Source organism: Sphingomonas sp. NFR15, assembly GCF_900103265.1.
Lineage (GTDB): Bacteria > Pseudomonadota > Alphaproteobacteria > Sphingomonadales > Sphingomonadaceae > Sphingomonas > Sphingomonas pollutisoli.
In genome coordinates this window covers 125,003-140,930 of record NZ_FMWX01000003.1, presented here as the reverse complement: position 1 = coordinate 140,930, position 15,928 = coordinate 125,003, and the positions used below count along the sequence as shown (strand labels likewise).

Here is a 15,928-nt window from a genome sequence, read left to right as displayed (position 1 = left end):
CGCTGCGTCAGGCCGCGCGGCCCGCCTGCATGAGGATCGCGTCGGACGGCAGCAGTTGATCAAGGAACGGGAGGATGGCGGCGCCGATCGCGGACGCGTCGCCCGCCATCGCGGCGCGGGAAATCGGCGCGACGGCCGGCAGGCGCATCTCGGCCAAGCGCGCCGTGAGGCGTTCGATCAGATCATCGACGAGAAAGTCCGGCAGCCGGCCGCCGATGATGATCGCGTGCGGATCGATCAAACAGTTGATGTTGACGATCGGCGCGATCAGCGCGCGCGTGGCGTCCTCGACCCACCGGTCGATGACGCGCTTGACGGCGGGATCGGCAGGATCGATGCGCGATGGGCTGTCGATATCGCACCCCGCCCGCGCGAGATATTGCATCAATGCCGAAAGCGAGACGACATCCTGCACCAGCGCGCCCGGCCGTGAACTCGTCACATCGGGGAGCAGGCCGAGTTCGGCGCTGCGGCGGTTTGCCCCCTCGACGTAATGCCGATCGATCATCAACCCGCCGCCGAGCCCCGAACTGATGAAGATGTAGAAGAAACTCGCCAGCCCCAGCCCCGCGCCCGATTGCGCCTCGCCGATCGCGGCGGCGGCGGCGTCGTTGTCGACCAGCACCGGCCACGGCAACATCGGCGCGAGCAGGTCCGCGACCGAAAGCTCGGCCCAGCGCTCATACGTTTCGGGGCGGCCGGGCAAGGCGATGCTGCCGAGATCGTCCGGCAGCGTCACGCCGACGCCGAGCACGCGGTCGCGGCCCACGCCCGCCTCGGCCAGCAACGGGTCGAGTCCGTCGGCCACGAACGCGACGACGTCCTCGGGGAGCGCGAACGCGATGTCGCGCGAAATCCGGCCACGGACCTGCCCGGCGAGATCGAGCGCCACCAGCGTGAGGTGATCCCGATCGATGTTGAGCCCGATCGCGACGCAGCCGAGCGCATCGATCGTGAGGCGGATCGCCGGTTGACCGCGCGGCCCCTGCAACCGTCCGATCTCCTTGACCAGCCCGGCATCCATCAGGCGGCGCGTGATGTTGGCGATGGTCGGCGCGGTCAGCCCGGTCATGCGGCTCAACTCGACGCGCGTGGTCTCGCTGCTCGATCGGATCGCCTGAAGCACGACACGCTGGTTATAGTCGCTGGCGCGCGCGAGGTTGGTTCCCGAAAGCGATACGGCCAGCCGCGCGCCACGCGTATCGCGCGGAGCATCCCGTTGCATGTCCATCGTCATCGCACTGCCCCTTCGACGCCCCGTACCAGCACCCTCTGCCGGGCCGACGCGCGTATCTATCCACCTTTCCACGTTGTCGACCCTAAGCCTAAGACGCAACGCGCCGCCTAAACAAAAATTATTTTATTAAATATGCTTGATCCGGCGGCGGGCTGGTCCTAGCCTCGGCACCGAAGCAGCCCATCCAAGGGTTGCCGGTCTCTTCGGCGGATCGCGCCGGGGCGGCCGCGGTCGCGCATCCGCCACCGCGCAAGGCAAGAGAGGGAATATCGTGGCGCCAGCACCGAGCGGACCGTCAGCTTGGATCAGCCGTCGCGATCTCCTCGCCATCGGCGCGTTGGCGCCCTTGGCACCGATCGCCTCGGCACAGGCGGCGGATACGATCCGCCCGACGCGCCGTCCGCCGCCGGGCGAGCGGCGCTTCATCAGCCGAGCCGTCGAGCAGGAGATCGCGCGGGTGCGCGCCCGCATCGCCGATTCCGAGATCGGGTGGCTGTTCGAGAATTGCTACCCCAACACGCTCGACACCACTGTCCGCCCCGGTACGGTCGATGGTAAGCCGGATACGTTCGTCATCACCGGCGACATCGAGGCGATGTGGCTGCGCGACAGCTCCGCCCAGCTACAGAGCTACGTCCACCTCACGCCGCGCGACGCCGATCTGCGCCGGCTGTTCCAGGGGGTCATCCAACGGCAGGCGCGCTGCGTGCTGATCGACCCCTATGCCAACGCCTTCATGGCCGATCCGAACGCGCAATCGAACCTCGGCGCGATCGACGATCTGACGGAGATGAAACCCGGCGTCGCGGAACGCAAATGGGAGCTCGACTCGCTGTGCTATCCGATGCGGCTCGCGCATGCCTATTGGACGGCGACCCGCGACACGACGCCCTTCGACGCGCTCTGGTCGCAGGCGATGGCGCGCGCCGTGGCGACGATGCGCGCGCAGCAGCGGTTGCATGGCGACGGCCCGTACCGGTTCGAGCGGGTCAACCGCCACGCCACCGAGACGCTGATGCTGAAGGGCGTCGGCGCGCCGACCCGCAAGGTCGGGCTGATCCATTCGATGTTCCGCCCGTCGGACGATGCCTGCACGCTCCCCTTCCTGATCCCCTCGAACCTGTTCGCGGTGGCGGCGCTGCGGATGCTGGCGCAGGTTCATGCCGAGGCCCGGCACGATACGGCCGCCGCCGCCGACTGCCGCGCGCTGGCGGATGCGGTCGACGCGGCGCTGCGGTCGCATGGCCGCATGTCGGATGGCGCGGGCGGGACGGTCTGGGCCTATGAAGTGGACGGCTTCGGCAACGCGCTTTTCATGGACGACGCGAACATACCGAGCCTGTCGGCGCTGCCGTTGCTCGGGGCTGCGCGGCGCGACGACCCGCTGTACCGCCGCACCCGTGCGCTGGCGTGGAGCGCGCGCAATCCCTATTTCTTCACGGGCGCGGCGGCCGACGGCATCGGCGGCCCGCACAAGGGCCTCGGCATGATCTGGCCGATGTCGATCATCGCGCGCGCGATGACGAGCGACGACGACCGCGAGATCCGGCAGTGCCTGACGTGGCTGAAGACCACCCACGCCGGCACCGGCTTCATGCACGAGTCTTTCGACCGCGATGACCCGACGCGCTATTCGCGGCCATGGTTCGCCTGGGCGAACGGCCTGTTCGGCGAGTTGATCCTCGATCTCGAGCGCCGCCGCCCCGCGTTGCTCGCGCAAACCTTCTGACCGCAAATCTCCAAGGAGACATTCGCTTGATCCGTGCCAACCGTCGCGAGCTTCTTGGGGGTTCCGCGCTCGCCGCCTTTGCCGCCGCCATCCCCGGCGTCGGCCGCGCCCAGTCACCGGCCGCGACCGAGCCGGATCTGTTCGTCGGCACGGGCGGCCACGGCCACACCTTCCCCGGCGCGACGATGCCGTTCGGCATGGTCCAGCTCTCGCCCGACACCAACAATGCGGGTTGGGACGCATGTTCCGGCTACCACCAGTCGGATCGCTCGATCATGGGCTTTTCGCACACGCATCTGTCGGGGACCGGTATCGGCGACATGCTCGACGTGCTGGTCGTGCCGACGCGCGGACCGCTCAAGCTGCAAGCCGGCACGCCGGAAAACCCGTCCGCCGGCTATCGCCAGCGCTATTCCGGCGAACATGCCGAGCCCGGCTATTACCGCGTCAAACTCGAATCGGGCGTGCTCGCGGAGTTGACCGTCACCGAACGCACCGGGCTGCACCGCTACACCTTCCCCGCCGGCGCCGGGCATATCCTGATCGACTTCGCGCATTGCAAGCAGGAGAGCGCCGACGAGCCGATCCGCATCGAGAATGCGTCGCTCGCCCTTGGCGAGGACGGCGTGCTGAGCGGTAGCCGCCAGGTATTCCGCTGGGCGGAGGGCCGCCACATCCACTTCGCGATGCACCTTTCGCGCAAGCCGGACCGCGTGCAGTTCTTCGGCGACGGCGACACCGCCGCCCCGGCAGGCGCGCGCGGCGTATCGGGCCACCGGCTGAAGGTCGCGCTGTTCTTCGACGATGCCGGAAGCGCTCCGATCCTCGTCAAGACCGGCATTTCGGCGGTCGACGTGGCGGGCGCGCGCGATGCGCTGGCGGAGGCGCCCGGCTGGGCGTTCGATGCCGCCTGCACCGCCGCGCGCCGGACCTGGGCGGAGACGCTCGACCGCGTCCGCGTCTCCGGCGGTACCCAGGCACAGCGCACGATCATGGCGAGCGCGCTCTACCACGCCTTCATGGGGCCGACCTTGTTCAGCGATCGCGACGGCCGTTATGTCGGGCTCGATCAGCAGGTCCGTACCTTGCCCGCCGGCGAACGCGCCTACAGCGCCTATTCGTTGTGGGACACGTATCGCGCGCTGCACCCGCTGATGACGCTGGTGCGCCCCGACATGGCCCAGCGCTTCGTTCACGACCTCATTCGCCAGACGCAGCAAAGCCCCTATGGCCCGCCGACATGGCCGCTCCAGGGGTTCGAGACCGGTTGCATGAACGGCACGCATTCGGTGGTCGTGCTCGCCGAGGCATATCGCAAGGGCATCCCGGCCGATTATGCCGCCGCCTGGCCCAACATCCGCAAACATGCCTTCGATCCGGCGTTCAAGGACAGCCGCGCCACGCTCGGCCGGGAACCCTATTTCCGGCTCGGCTACGTCCCCGCCGACAAGGTGAAGGAATCGGTCAGCCGCACGCAGGAATATGCCTATGACGATCACGCGATGGCGATCCTCGCGGACGCGGCCGGCGCGAAGGCCGATGCGGCCGCTTTGCGCCAGCGCAGCGGCAACTGGCGCAACGTCATCGACGCGAAGATCGGCTTCGCGCGGCCCCGCTTCGCCGACGGAAGCTGGTGGGCACCCTATGACCCGGTTCAGCTCGGCCATATGCCCGAGCCGCGCTGGCGCGACTATACCGAGGCGAACGGCTGGCAGGCGACGTTCCTCAACCAGCACGACATCTACGGCATGATCGCGCATTTCGGCGGCGATGCGGCTTATGAGGCCAAGCTCGACGCACTCTTCAACGCACCCTCGACGCTGCCCGCGAACGCGCCGCCCGACATCGCCGGACTGGTCGGACAATATGCACATGGCAACGAACCCGACCAACATGCGCCCTATCTCTACGCCTTCGTCGGCACGCCGTGGAAGACGCAGGCGATGGTGCGCCGGCTGTGCGTCGAGATGTACAAGGACGATCCCGACGGCGTGATCGGCAACGACGATTGCGGGCAGATGAGTGCCTGGTTCATCCTCTCGGCGCTGGGCTTCTACCCCGTGGATCCGACGACCGGCGTCTATGTGTTCGGCGCGCCGTTGTTCGATACGGCCGAGGTTCGTGTCGGGGCCGGCAAGCTGCTGCGCGTAAAAGCCATCGGCAATGCGCCCGATCGGCCCTACGTCCAGTCGGTGCGCTGGAACGGCCGGTCGTGGACGCGCAACTGGATCGCCCACAGCGACCTCATCGCCGGCGGCACGCTCGAATTCGTGATGGGCGCGGCGCCATCGCGCTTCGGCACCGCGAAGGCGGACCGCCCGCCGTCCGCCACCAAGGCGTGACCACGCGCGGGCGGCGGCGCGCGCCGCCCGCGGGCGCTCAGAAGAACGTCTCGATCACCTCGGTGCAGCGATAATCGTCATCCACCACCAGCAACCGACGCCATTTGTCGAAGGTGAGGCATGGATGCGAGATGTCGAACGCGATCACGTCGCCCACCGCGATGTCGTCCTCCGGCGCGATCGTCAGATAGGCGTGCTGGTCCATCAGGCCGGTCACCGCCCAATGCGGCGGCGCATCGCCGGGCCGATCGTCGCGGCCGGGGCGGAACAGGGTCGCCGGGCGCGGCATCCCCGCGTCGAACGCGACGTCACGCTTGCCCATCGCGATGATCGCGCGCGCGGGATCGGGCAGCGACTGCACGACCGCCCAGATGCGCAGCGCCGGCAACAGCGCCTCGCCGAAGCGCGGCGCGACGGCGTTGCGCTTGAGGATCTGCTCCTGCGCGATGCGATACAGGCCGTCGTCGTGGCTGATGTAGCAGCCGGGCCGCAACACGATCTCGACCGCGCCGCTCCGCGCGAGCGGCGCGGTCTCGTCCGCGACCACGTCATACCACGCCGACCCCGCGCCGGAGAGGATCGCGGGCATACGGTCGAACCGCTGCTCCGCCAGCAAACGCGTCGTCGTCGCGGCCGCACGCCGCACGAAGCGCCGTACCTCGCCCTCGTCGGGTAGAACGCCCTCGTAAAACTCCACGCCCGACAACCGCAGATGCCCGCGCCACCGCTCCAGTTCCGCAAGCACCGCGTCCAGCCCCGCCGCATCGCGCACGCCGGTGCGAAAACCAGGCTGGTCCGGTTCGGGAGCGAGTTCGATCAGAACGTCCAACACCACCCCGCGCCGGCGGCATGCCGCGCCGAGCAGCGCGACCCCCGCCGCCGAATCCGCGATGCAGAACAGCGCCATCCCCGGCAGCGCGGCGAGATCGGCGACGGCGGCGAGGTTGGCCGCGCCGACGATCTGATTGGCGATCAAAATCCTGCGCACCCCATGCGCGGCGGCCACCTCCGCCTGTTGGCTGGTCGCGACGGTGATCCCCCACGCCCCCGCATCGAGCTGCCGCTGGAACAGCTTGGGCGCCATCGTCGTCTTGCCGTGCGGCGCGAGCGACAGCCCGTACGCATCGATGAAAGCACGCATCCAGCCGAGGTTGTGCCGCATCCGCCGCTCGTTGAGCACGGCGGCGGGGAACGGCACGTCGCCGGCCAGCAAATCCCAGACCATCGTCCCACGCCCGACGCCCTTGTCCAGTTCGAAGCGGTGATCGTCCACGGCGGGTCTCCCTTAAAGAAATTTGTTTACATTATCTGGCGACGGCGTGACAATGCGGATCTGATCCTGGGGGCCGGAATGACACGTACCATCATCGCCGGCGCCGACATCTTCGACGGCAGCGGCCAGCCGCCGTTCCGCGCCGACGTTGCCCTTGAAGGCGGCGTCATCGCCGGGATCCGCCCCTGCGCGGCGATCCTCCCCCACGGTGCGCTCGATGCGCGCGGCCTGGCGCTCGCGCCCGGCTTCATCGACGCGCATACCCATGACGACCTCGTCGTCATCGCCGCGCCCGAGATGACCGCGAAGACGACACAGGGCGTCACCACCGTCGTCGTCGGCAATTGCGGCATCAGCGCCAGCACGCCGTTCGACACCGCGCGCGACTTGGCCGATCCGCTCGTCCTGCTCGGCCCCGCGGCGCAGTTCCGCTACGCCGATTTCACCGCTTATGCGGAGGCCGTCGATCAGGCGCGGCCCGCCACCAATGTCGTGGCGCTGGTCGGCCACACCGCGCTGCGCGCGCGGCATATGGACCGGCTCGACCGTGCCGCGACGGTCGGCGAGATCGCCGCGATGCGCCGCGATCTCGACGCGGCACTCGATGCCGGTGCCTTCGGATTGTCCAGCGGCCTCGCCTACGCCAATGCCAATGCCGCGCCCACCGCCGAGGTGATGGAACTGGCGGAGGCGTTGCGGGGCCGCGACGCCGTATATTGCACGCACTTGCGCAGCGAGGGGGAGGAAATCGTCGCCGCGCTCGATGAAGCGTTCGCGATCGGCCGGCACGCCGCCGCGCCGGTCGTCGTGTCGCACCTGAAATGCGCGGGCGTCCGCCAGTACGGCCGCAGCCGCGAGATGCTGACGCGGCTCGAAACGGCTGCCGCCGATCATCCGGTCGGCTGCGATTGCTATCCCTATACCGCCAGTTCCTCGACGCTCGACCTCAAGCAAGTCGTGCCCGAGACGCCGATCAAGATCACCTGGTCGCACCCGGAACCGGGCCAGGCCGGTCGGATGCTCGCGGATATCGCCGCCGACTGGGGCACCGATCTGCGCACCGCCGCGCGGCGCTTGCAGCCGGCCGGCGCGGTCTATCATTGCATGGCGGAGGAGGATGTCGATCGCATCCTCGCGCACCCGCTCACGATGGTCGGCTCGGACGGGTTGCCGTGCGATCCGCGTCCGCACCCCCGGCTGTGGGGCAGTTTCCCGCGCGTGATCGGCCATTACGCGCGCGAGCGCCGCCTCTTCTCGGTCGCCGAGGCGGTCCGCAAGATGACCGGCCTGCCCGCCGACCGGTTCGGCCTGGCGGCGCGCGGCTATGTCCGCGAAGGGTATGCGGCGGATCTCGTGTTGTTCGATCCCGCCCGCATTGCGGACCGCGCAACCTATGACGCGCCGGAACAACCGTCCGCTGGAATCCATGAAGTGTGGGTCAACGGTGTTCACACCCTGTCGGCGCAGGGGCCGACCGGCGCGCGCGGCGGACGCTTGCTGCGGCGAGACGCGGCATCTCATTCATAACGAAGGACAAGAATATGACTGACGGCATAAAGCGCTACGGCGTCGAAGGCGGCACCGGCACCGGCGGACAACATCTCCCATTCGCGCGTGCGGTGGCGGCGGATGGCTGGCTCTACGTTTCGGGTCAGGTGGCGATGGTCGATGGCGAGGTGATCGAGGGCGGAATCGTCGCGCAATCGCATCAGGCGATCCGCAACGTCATCGCGATCCTCGCCGAAGCCGGCTACGGGCCCGAGCATGTCGTGCGCTGCGGCGTCTGGCTCGACGACGCACGCGATTTCCAGTCGTTCAACCGCGTGTTCCGCGAATATTTCGGCGCCAACCCGCCGGCGCGCGCCTGCGTGGTTTCGCAGATGGTGGTGGATTGCAAGGTCGAGGTCGACTGCGTCGCCTGGAAGAAGCCCTAAGTGACGACCGGCGGCCCGCTGCTGCTCGAGGCGATCGGCGCGGTCGCGATATTGGTCGCGCTGATCGTGCGGGTGCGGCTCAGCCCGTTCATCGCGCTGATCCTCGTCTCGCTCGGGCTAGCGCTGGCCGCCGGCATTCCGGCCGGTGCCATCGTCAAGACCTTCGAAGCGGGCGTGGGCGGCGCGCTCGGCCATATCGCGCTCGTCGTCGGGCTCGGTACCATCCTCGGCAAGATGATGGTCGAATCGGGCGGCGCGGAACGGATCGCCGATACGGTGATCGGCTTTTTCGGCGCGCGCCGCGCCGATTGGGCGATGATGACCGTCGCGCTCATCATCGGCCTGCCGGTCTTCTTCGAGGTCGGCTTCGTGCTGCTCGTGCCGATCGTCTTCACCGTCGCGCGGCGGCTCGGCCAGCATCCGATGCGGGTCGGGCTGCCGATGGCGGCGGGCTTGTCCGTGGTGCATGCGATGATGCCGCCACACCCCGCCGCGATGCTCGCGACACAAGCTTATCACGCCGATGTCGGCCTCACCGTGCTGTTCGCGCTGGTGATCGGCATACCGACCGCCGCGATCGCCGGCCCGCTATACGCGCGGCTGGTGGTCGGACGGCTCGCGCCGTCCACCGCCGCCGTGGCGGACCCGATCGACGCGGGCGCGGCGCGCGCGTTGCCGGGCTTCGCGACCACGCTCCTCACCCTGTTGCTGCCGGTGGCACTGATGCTGGCCGGGAGCCTTGCCGCGGCGGTCGCGACGCCGGGCTCCGCGCTCGACGGCGCGCTTCGTTTCGTCGGCACGCCGGTGGCCGCGCTGCTCATCGCGGTGCTGGTCAGCTATTGGACGCTCGGGCTCGCGCGCGGCATGACCATCGACACCATCCAGAAATTCACCAACGAATGCCTCGCGCCCACCGCGATGATTACCCTGGTCGTCGGCGTGGGCGCGGGCTTCGGCCGGATCCTGACGGACAGCGGCGTATCGGCGGCGATCATTCAGGCGGCATCCGCCGCGCATCTGCCGATCGTCGCGCTGGCCTGGTTGATCGCCGCGCTGATGCGCGTCGCGACCGGCTCCGCCACGGTCGCGATGGCGACCTCGGCCGGAATCGTCGCGCCGCTCGCCGCCGCCAGTCCCGGCATCCGCCCCGAATTGCTCGTGGTGGCGACCGGCGCCGGATCGGTCATCCTCAGCCATGTCAACGACGGCGGCTTCTGGCTGGTGAAGGAATATTTCGGGCTGAGCGTCGCCGACACGATCCGCAGTTGGACGGTTTGCGAGACGCTGATCTCGGTGATCGCGCTGGCGCTCACGCTCGCCGTATCGGCGCTGGTGTAGCAGCGCTCAGGTGCCGGCGCCCGCCACCATCGTATCGGCGAGGTTCCAGCCGCGCAGCCGCACCGTCGCGGGGCCGCGCAGCCGCGGATACCGCACGGTGACGCGCTGGCTCTCGCCAGGCAGCAACGAGACATAATTGTCGCTGAAATAGGCGGGCAGGATTTGCTCGCCCTTCGCGTCGAACAGCGTGAGCTTGGCCTGCAACGCGGGCGTCGGCCCGGCGTTGACGAGATCGACGCGCACCGCGCGTTCGCCCTCCGCACCGGTCTCGTCATGAACCGACGCCCGCAGCGTCGCCTGCGGCATCGACGCGAGCGCCTTCAGATCCGCCGGCCGCGCGGACTGCCAATAGAAATTCGACGACAGCGTCGTGCCGTCGCGTGTGAACGCTTCGAGCCGGATCAGCACCGGCCCCTTCGTCAGCGCGGCTTCGATCGGCAGCGCGAACGCTGGCACCGTCCGGTTCGCCGGCAGATCGACGGTCGCGTCGCGCGACAGAACCGCCGCGCCGGCGAGATCGGTCACCCGCGCGACGACCTTCACGCCGCTCAGCCCGTCACGCGTGGTATTGACCATCGTCACCCGCCGATCGGGCTGGTTCATCTGGACGTGGACCGGCTCGGCGCCCTTCTTGGTGCCGTAGAAAGCGGCATGGGTATCGTAATCGGAAGAATATATCTGGAAGTCGGCCGACGGCCACGCCGGATGCGTCATCCACAGCATCCGCGCGCTGTTGGTCGTCCACAAACCGGCGGCGAATCCCTCGAAGATCGCGCGGTACGATTCGTAGTTGAGCATCTGCGCCTTACGCTCGAAATCGGCGAGATCGCGCGGCGCTCCGAATTCGGTCTCCAGCGCGCGCATGAAGCTCGCCATCGAGACGCCCCGCTCCTGATGCCAGTCGTGATAGACCCAGGTGTCGCTGATCGGCCAGCGATCGGCGGCGGGGACGGTGCGCCGCCACGATTCGAGCGTCGGGAAGCTCGCGGTGCCGACCTCGACCGCGAAGCCGCGCGGATATTTGGTGAAATAGTCCTCGGGCGGATGCCATTCGTAAGGGCCCGATCCGGCGAGGTTGATGATCCGCGAATTGCCCTTGTAGAGGCGCGTTCCATCCTCCTGCCACACCATGTCCTGCAACGCCGTTTGCAGCGCCGGTTGCGGCACGCCTTCGTTGCGGCCGAACCACAGAACGATCGACGGATGCGTGCGGTAGCGCCGCACCACGTCGCGCGCGTTGGCGACGAACAAGGGCACGTCCTGCGCCTCGGCGTCGCCGTCCTGGGTCGATTCCCAAAAATCGTTGAGCACCATCAACCCGTAGCGATCGGCGAGCGCGTAGAACGCCTCCTCGGTGCTCTGCCCCATCCAGTTGCGGATGATGTTCATGCCGGCCTCGCGGTGGAGGCGGAAATATGGATCGAGCCGGTCCGGCGCGACGCGCTTGAGCATGTCGTCCATGCCCCAATTGCCGCCGCGCGCGGCAATCCGCACGCCGTTCACGCGCAGCACCAATTGCGTGCCGAGCGGATCGTCGGGCAGCGTCTGGATCGCGGGCGAGGTCTCCGCGCCCGGCATCAGCGAATCCGCCCAGCCGCCGCGCACCTTGCGCAACGCCGCGTGCCGCTCGTCGATCACCGGCGTGCCGAGGTCGCGCGCACGCGCCGAATCGACCAGCACCCGCCGCAGTGCCCCGTCCTTGTCGAGCGATGCGAGTTCGTAGGTCACGCTGCGCATGCCGAAGTCGAGGCTGCGGCGGTCGGACGGGGCGTGGTCCGCCGTGGCGCTCAGGTGCAGGCGGTGCAGGGCCGGGTCGCCATAGCCGTTGGGCCACCACAGCCGGGGGTGCGCGACGCTCAGTTGCGGGAACTCGCCGGGTACGAACCGCACCGTCTCGGTCGCCCCGGCGGCGACGGTGAGCGTACGCTCGACCGCCACGTCGTCGAAGGCCGCACGTACCGTCGCCTGCGTCGGCGCCGACCCGTGGTTGGTGACCGGCACGGTGATCGAAACCTCCGCGACCGCATTGTCGGCGCGCGGCAGTCGGGTGGCGATCGCCAGGTCTCCGAGTGTCACCACTCCGGTCGCGGCGAGTTCGACGCCCTGCCACAATCCGGTGTTGCGGTCGCGCACGCCCGGTATCCAGTCCCATCCCTCGCTCGCGCCGAAGGTCGGGCCATCGCTCATCATCGCGCCGCCATTGTCGCCGCGTCCGCCGGCGAGCGACTGTTCGTGCGCGATGCCGGGGTGCGGCGGCGGCGACACGCGCACCGCGATGCTGTTGCGCTCGCCGGGCCGTAGCCGGTCGGTCACGTCGAACCGACCCCGGATGAACGCGCCCGTGACGTCGCCGACGGGCACGCCGTTGACCCAGACCTGCGCCGCGTAGTTGACGCCGTTGAAGGTCAGCGTCAGCCGCTTCGCGGGCCCCGGCGGCAGCGTGAATTCGGTGCGATACCAATATGCCTGCCGCGACAGGCTTTCCGGGATCGCCATGTTGTTGAGGCCGATCGTCGGGTCGGGATAGACGCCGCGATCGACCAACGTCGTGAGCACGGTGCCGGGCACCGTCGCCACATACCATTGGCGCGCGTCGAAGCCCGGCCGTGAGATCGCGGCGCCGTCGCCCACCGCGTGCGGCGCGTCGATCAGGCGCCAGCCGTTGACGGTATAGCGCCCGTCACCCAGAGCTTCGAGCGCCGGCGCGCTCGACGCGGGCTTCGCCACCCCGCGCGCGGGCGGCGCCTTCGCGACCGGCAGTTCCCACGCGGGTTGCGGCGCGGCGAGGCCATATTGCGTCTTTACCTGAAGCGGCCACGACGGGCTGGCATCTTCGAACCGCGTCAAGGCGTCGTCGGGAGCGATTTTGCCCAGCGCCGCGATCTCGGCGCCGGTGCGTGAGACCGGCTCCAGCGTAAGCCCCGCGATATGGCCCGCGAAGCCGGGCCGGCCGGGGAGACGCGGTCCCATCACCACCACGGCCTCTGCGGGCGGTGGTTGGATGCCGCGTGTGCCAACAAGCCGGCCATCGACGAAGAAGCGCACCGCCGCGCCGTCCGCGCTCGCGACGAGCAGATGCCAGCGACCCGCCGCGATCCTGGCCGTGGCGCTGATCCGCACACCGCCCAGTTCGAACGCCGGGCGGCCGTCGTCGAGCGCGAACTGCCGGCCGGCCGCGCTGTCCGGCGCGCCGATCGCCGCCAGCACGATACGCCCGTCGGCGTCCCGCGTCGGCTTGATCCACATGCGCAGCGTCCATTGCGAGGTCGCGGGCAGCGCCTCGCCAGCCACGTAGCCTTGCGCGAGATGCCGCACCTCATCGGAGCCTGCAAGGAACACCGCGTTGTACGGGCCGATCGTCGCCTGCTTGGGGTGAGCGATGCGCGAGGACGGCCATTCGATCTGCTGCGCGGCGAGTTGCGCGCTCACCCCGCTCGCGATCAGGCACGCCGCATAGGCTTTGATCCTGGACGTGCTCATGAGCCTCCCCTTCTGTCGGACGGTGTCCGCCGCCTCGCGATGTGTGCCCCAGGTTGACATGCCCCCGCAAGACTTGATTAGATGAATTTATTTAATCGAGCAGGAGAGGCCCAATGCTTCGATATCGCACGGTGTTCGGGATAGCGTCCCTCGCCGTCTTGTCCGCGAACGTCGCGGTCGCGGCGCCCCAGCGGCACGCGGGCATCGCCGCCGCGCCTGTGATCGCCGCCGCCCGCGACGGCATCGTCGTGCGCGATGGGGCGGTGCTGTGGCGGGTAACCGCGCTGACGGACCAGATCTTGCGCGTCCGCATCGCCCCTACCGGCACCCTGCCGGAAGATGCGAGCTGGGCGGTCCCATCCGACGTTCGCCGCCACAGCGTCGCGGTCACGCCGCGCGCGGACGGCTTCACCACCCGACAGCTCAGCGTGCGTGTCGCGGGCGGGCGGCTGATCGTCGCCGACCTCGCCGGCGGGATCATCTCCGCCGACGCAATCGATCCGGTCTCGATCGCGGGCACAGCCTTCACGCTGCGCAAGGAGCTGCCGCAAAGCGAGCATATCTTCGCGCTCGGCGACAAGACCGGTGCCGATCTCGACCGGCGCGGCCAGACCTATGTCGACTGGAATACCGATGTCGCCTTCTCCAGCACGCGCGATCCGATCTACAAGTCGATTCCGTTCTTCATCGGCGCGGGCGGCCCCGGCGGAAGCTATGGCATGCTGCTCGACAACAGCTACCGCGCCTTCTTCGATTTCGGCCATGTCGATCCCGACCGTATCACGATGGGCGCACCCGACGGCCCGATCGACTATTACCTGATCGCCGGCCCTTCCACCGCCGAGGTGGTGCGCCGCTACACCGATCTTACCGGCCGCGCGCCGCTGCCGCCGCGCTGGTCGTTCGGCTATCAGCAATCGCGCTTCGGCTACATGACCGCCGACGAGGTCCGGCAGGTCGCCGCACGGCTGCGATCGGAGCATGTGCCGACCGACGCGATGTGGCTCGACATCGATTTCCAGGACCGCAACCGTCCCTTCACGGTCAATCGCCAGACCTTCCCCGATCTCGCCGGCCTCACGCGCGATCTCGGCGGCGAAGGCATCAAGCTGGTGGCGATCACCGATCTTCATATCGCCGCCGCGCCGGGCGAGGGATATGCGCCATATGACAGCGGCGTCGCCGGCAAGCACTTCGTCCGCAATCCCGACGGGACGACCTTCGTCGGCCCGGTATGGCCCGGCCCGGCCGTCTTCCCCGATTTCACCGACAAGCGCGCACGCGACTGGTGGGGCGGGCTGTACCGGCCGTTCGCGGCCGACGGCATCGCCGGCTTCTGGAACGACATGAACGAACCGGCGGTGTTCGACACGCCGACCAAGACGATGCCGCTCGATACGCTGCACCGCGTGGCCAGCGACGATTTCGCGCCGCGCGACGCGACGCATGCCGAGATTCACAACATATTCGGCATGCAGAACACCCGCGCGACCTTCGAGGGCCTGCGCGCGCTCCGTCCCGACGAACGCCCGTTCGTGATGACGCGGGCGAGCTATGCCGGCGGCCAGCGCTACGCGGTGACGTGGACCGGCGACAACAGCTCGACCTGGGATCATCTGCGGCTGTCGGTCCATCAGCTCATCAACCTCGGCCTGTCGGGGTTCGCATATGCGGGCGCCGATGTCGGCGGCTTCACCGGCGGGCCGAGCGCCGATCTGCTGACCCGCTGGTTCGAGATCGGCGCGTTCACGCCGATCTTCCGCGACCATAGCGACAAGGGCAAGCCGCGCACCGAACCGTGGGTCGATGGCCCCGAACATCTCGCGATCCGGCGCCGCTTCGTCGAGGAACGCTACCGGCTGATGCCGTATTTCTACGCGCTGGCGGATGCGAACGCCCGCACCGGCGACCCGATCATGCGGCCGGTATTTTACGATTATCCGGGGCTGCTGACCGCGCGAAGCTGCGACCAGGCGATGACGTTCACCGTCGGCCGATCGCTGCTGGTGGCGCCCCCCGCCAAGATGGAGTCGCCGCAAGCCTATGACGTGTGCCTCCCCGCCGGCGGCTGGTTCGATCTGTGGAGCGGGCGGCGTGTCACCGGCTGGCCCTCCACCGATACGCGGGACGGCGATGCGACGCTGCTGATGCAAACGCCCCGGCTCGACTCCTTGCCGGTGTTCGTGCGCGCGGGCACCATCCTGCCGCGCCAGCCGCTCGTGCAAAGCTTGTCGGAAACGCCCGCCGGCCCGCTCGAACTGCATGTCTATCCCGGCGCCGACTGCACCGGCGAGCTGTACGCCGACGATGGCCACTCGATGGCGTTCACACGCCGCGGCTTCCTGCGCCAGCACCTGCGCTGCGCGCAGGGGCCGGCGGGACTACGCCTGAGCTTCGATGCGCGTGACGGTGCGTATCGGCCGTGGTGGCGGCGGGTCGCGGTCGTCGTTCACGGTTGGCATGGCGGCGCGCGGGTAACCGGCGCGGGCAAGCGGATCATCGCGACCGCCGATCCGGCAACCGAGACCGTCCGCTTCGAGATCGCCGACCCGCGCGGCGCGGCCGATTTCACCATCGCCCCCGGCGCATGAGCGG

The 15,928-nt window shown here is 68.9% G+C and carries 9 protein-coding genes; 6 read left to right on the top strand and 3 right to left on the bottom strand.

The window, feature by feature from the left end; all coding sequences use genetic code 11:
* Nucleotides 1–7: 7 nt before the first annotated feature.
* Entirely contained in the window at nucleotides 8–1,237 is a 1,230-nt protein-coding gene (locus BLS81_RS08760) for an ROK family transcriptional regulator (protein ID WP_093223159.1), read from the bottom strand.
* A gap of 337 nt (nucleotides 1,238–1,574) precedes the next feature.
* Here BLS81_RS08760 and BLS81_RS08755 point away from each other — a divergent pair, with 337 nt between their 5' ends.
* Together BLS81_RS08755 and BLS81_RS08750 are read left to right on the top strand one after the other, a co-directional pair.
* A complete protein-coding gene (locus tag BLS81_RS08755) occupies nucleotides 1,575–2,966 on the top strand; it encodes a glycoside hydrolase family 125 protein (protein ID WP_256326145.1) in 1,392 nt (463 codons plus the stop codon).
* 26 nt (nucleotides 2,967–2,992) lie between these two features.
* Entirely contained in the window at nucleotides 2,993–5,308 is a 2,316-nt protein-coding gene (locus BLS81_RS08750; RefSeq protein ID WP_256326144.1) for a GH92 family glycosyl hydrolase, read from the top strand.
* 37 nt (nucleotides 5,309–5,345) lie between these two features.
* Here the strand turns inward: BLS81_RS08750 and BLS81_RS08745 are convergent, their stop codons facing one another.
* Nucleotides 5,346–6,581, bottom strand: a complete 1,236-nt coding sequence (locus BLS81_RS08745; protein WP_218123109.1) for an amino acid deaminase — start codon at nucleotides 6,579–6,581, stop codon at nucleotides 5,346–5,348.
* A gap of 78 nt (nucleotides 6,582–6,659) precedes the next feature.
* On the opposite strand from BLS81_RS08745, the gene BLS81_RS08740 reads away from it, so the two are divergent.
* Genes BLS81_RS08740 through BLS81_RS08730 form a run of 3 tightly spaced genes read left to right on the top strand, consistent with a single transcriptional unit; the run spans nucleotide 6,660 to nucleotide 9,853 of the window.
* Complete coding sequence (locus tag BLS81_RS08740) at nucleotides 6,660–8,108, top strand: N-acyl-D-amino-acid deacylase family protein (protein ID WP_093223155.1); 1,449 nt, start codon at nucleotides 6,660–6,662, stop codon at nucleotides 8,106–8,108.
* Nucleotides 8,109–8,122: 14 nt separating this feature from the next.
* Complete coding sequence (locus tag BLS81_RS08735) at nucleotides 8,123–8,515, top strand: RidA family protein (protein ID WP_093223153.1); 393 nt, start codon at nucleotides 8,123–8,125, stop codon at nucleotides 8,513–8,515.
* On the top strand, nucleotides 8,516–9,853 hold the full coding sequence (locus tag BLS81_RS08730; RefSeq protein ID WP_176787092.1) for a GntT/GntP/DsdX family permease: 1,338 nt from the start codon (nucleotides 8,516–8,518) through the stop codon (nucleotides 9,851–9,853).
* A 6-nt stretch (nucleotides 9,854–9,859) separates the two neighbouring features.
* On the opposite strand, the gene BLS81_RS08725 is transcribed toward BLS81_RS08730, so the two are convergent.
* On the bottom strand, nucleotides 9,860–13,333 hold the full coding sequence (locus tag BLS81_RS08725) for a glycosyl hydrolase 2 galactose-binding domain-containing protein (protein WP_176787091.1): 3,474 nt from the start codon (nucleotides 13,331–13,333) through the stop codon (nucleotides 9,860–9,862).
* Nucleotides 13,334–13,446: 113 nt separating this feature from the next.
* Between BLS81_RS08725 and BLS81_RS08720 the strand changes: the two genes are divergently transcribed.
* The gene (locus BLS81_RS08720; RefSeq protein ID WP_093223148.1) at nucleotides 13,447–15,924 is read left to right on the top strand and encodes a glycoside hydrolase family 31 protein; all 2,478 of its coding nucleotides are present in this window, start codon (nucleotides 13,447–13,449) and stop codon (nucleotides 15,922–15,924) included.
* Nucleotides 15,925–15,928 lie beyond the last annotated feature (4 nt).

Coding starts and splice junctions, on each gene's coding strand:
- BLS81_RS08760 (WP_093223159.1), bottom strand. CDS start 1,237: ATGACGATGGACATGCAACGGGATGCTCCGCGCGATACGCGTGGCGCG.
- BLS81_RS08735 (WP_093223153.1), top strand. CDS start 8,123: ATGACTGACGGCATAAAGCGCTACGGCGTCGAAGGCGGCACCGGCACC.
- BLS81_RS08720 (WP_093223148.1), top strand. CDS start 13,447: ATGCTTCGATATCGCACGGTGTTCGGGATAGCGTCCCTCGCCGTCTTG.
- BLS81_RS08725 (WP_176787091.1), bottom strand. CDS start 13,333: ATGAGCACGTCCAGGATCAAAGCCTATGCGGCGTGCCTGATCGCGAGC.
- BLS81_RS08740 (WP_093223155.1), top strand. CDS start 6,660: ATGACACGTACCATCATCGCCGGCGCCGACATCTTCGACGGCAGCGGC.